The 1,746-nt window shown below is 72.9% G+C and carries 3 protein-coding genes and 1 pseudogene; 2 read left to right on the top strand and 2 right to left on the bottom strand.

Features of this window, described 5'->3' with window-relative positions; genetic code table 11:
- Positions 1-250 (top strand): annotated as a pseudogene (locus BZL64_RS42240) (hypothetical protein); the annotation flags it as partial.
- A 123-nt stretch (positions 251-373) separates the two neighbouring features.
- Positions 374-556, top strand: coding sequence for a hypothetical protein (locus tag BZL64_RS29335; protein WP_073495991.1), 183 nt, complete (start codon positions 374-376; stop codon positions 554-556).
- 28 nt (positions 557-584) lie between these two features.
- Here BZL64_RS29335 and mscL read toward each other — a convergent pair whose 3' ends face one another.
- Both mscL and BZL64_RS29325 read right to left on the bottom strand, forming a co-directional pair.
- A complete protein-coding gene (mscL, locus tag BZL64_RS29330) occupies positions 585-1,049 on the bottom strand; it encodes a large conductance mechanosensitive channel protein MscL (protein ID WP_086772185.1) in 465 nt (154 codons plus the stop codon).
- Positions 1,050-1,187: 138 nt separating this feature from the next.
- On the bottom strand, positions 1,188-1,746 hold a 559-nt coding region (locus BZL64_RS29325), incomplete at its 5' end, for an RcpC/CpaB family pilus assembly protein (protein WP_244205536.1).

The following is a 1,746-nucleotide window of genomic DNA, read 5'->3' as shown; positions in this document are numbered from 1 at the left end:
GCCGTTCGGCCTCGGTGTGCCGTTCCTCCAGGAGTTCGCCGGCGTGGGCGCGGAGCAGGTCGTGGAAGGCGTACCGGCCGGGGCTGTGTTCGGTGACGAGGTGCAGGCCGGTGAGTTCGGCCAGCAGCGGCCGGGTCCGGCGCAGGGGCAGTCCGGTGAGGGCGGCGGCGGCCGGCAGGGTGAAGTCGGGGCCCCCGGGAAAATCTTGCCGAGGAGCGCACGGGCGGGCGACGGGGAGGGTGGCCCGTGAAGATGCGGTTCAGGGGGGTGCGGAAAGGGCCGAGGGAGCGGGCACCGGTCGGCGGCCAGGGGGCGCCCCGGCCGGCGCCCCCGCTCGCTCCGCGGCCCGCACCCGGGGCCGTACCCTGGAGGCATGAGCACCCCCGCCGCCCCCGAGCCGCGCGAGCCGAAAGCCGCGCTGATCTTCGACGATCCGCTGGACCGGCAGTCCTCGGACGACACGGACCACGGGTGGGGCGAGCGGCCCGGAGCCGGCGGCGACAGCGCGGCCGACCTCAAACGCTTCCTCGACGAGAAGCCGCCCCACCACATCTGAGCCCGGCGGGTCCGACGGAGGCGTGCCGCTACCGCTCGGCGTGCCCGGAGCCGCGCTGGGCGACCAGGGCGTCGCGGATCTCCTTGAGCACCTCCAGCTCGGTGATCTCCATGACCTCCTGCGTGCCTTCCTTGGCCTTCCTGCGTGCTTCCACCTTCGCCAGGTACTTCGACATCGGCAGGACCATCAGGAAGTAGACGACGGCCGCCGTGATGACGAAGGTCAGCGTCGCGCCGAGGACGGAGCCCCACAGGATCCGGACGCCCGTGGCGGTGTCGCCCGTCCCGGTGCAGGGTCCCTTGATGCAGGAGTTGTAGCTGTCCAGGTTCTTCGTGCCGATGGCCCCGATCAGCGGGTTGATGACCCCCTTGACCACCGAGTTGACGATGTTCGTGAACGCCGCCCCGATCACCACCGCGACTGCCAGATCGACGACGTTCCCACGCATCAGGAAGGCTTTGAAGCCTTGCAGGACGCTCGCCTTTTCGCTCACCTCGGTGACACTCCTCGCATGTACAGGTTGTGGAACAAACAGCTCCGCAACCTACGTCACGCCGAGGAGGGCGTGTCCAATTAGGTAGCTCGAACGAGGGACTTGACATCAAACCGGGCAGAAAGTGCAGTACGGGACTCACCACAGGGTCACCGCCAGCCGGGCCGTGACGCTCGCGCCGGCGAGGCGGGTCGCGGTGGACCGGGGCACGGACAGTACGACCAACGCCCCGCCTTCGGCGCTCCCCGCATCGTCCCAGGCAGCACCCCCGTCACCCTCGTCACCCCCGCCACCGGCGCCGGCCGAGCCGCCCGCCGGCTCCGGCACCTTCGTCACGAGCGCACGGCGCGCGACGACCTGTGCCGCGCCCTCCGGCCCCGCGGACCGCTCCGCCGGGGCGACGGCGATGACGTCGACCCGGTCACCGGGGCGCAGCAGCCGCACGGTGGCCGCGTCGCTGATCCGCACGGCTGCCCTCACCCTCCCGGCGGTGCGAGGAGCGTCGGCGGGGGCGCGCGCCGATGACTGCGCGCGGGCGTGTGAGCCGCCGCCCGGGTGTCCACGAGCCTGATCACCGTCCCGCGGACCCGCCGCCACCAGCGCGGCGGCCGTGACGGCGAGACCCACCGCGAGCGCCCGCCGCCGGTTCCGCACCAGCCGGTGCAGCCGGTGCAGCCCGCCCCGCACCCGCACCGGC

The sequence above is a fragment of the Streptomyces bobili genome, from assembly GCF_002154575.1.
Lineage (GTDB): Bacteria > Actinomycetota > Actinomycetes > Streptomycetales > Streptomycetaceae > Streptomyces > Streptomyces bobili.
This window is presented reverse-complemented; position numbering and strand designations above follow the sequence as displayed.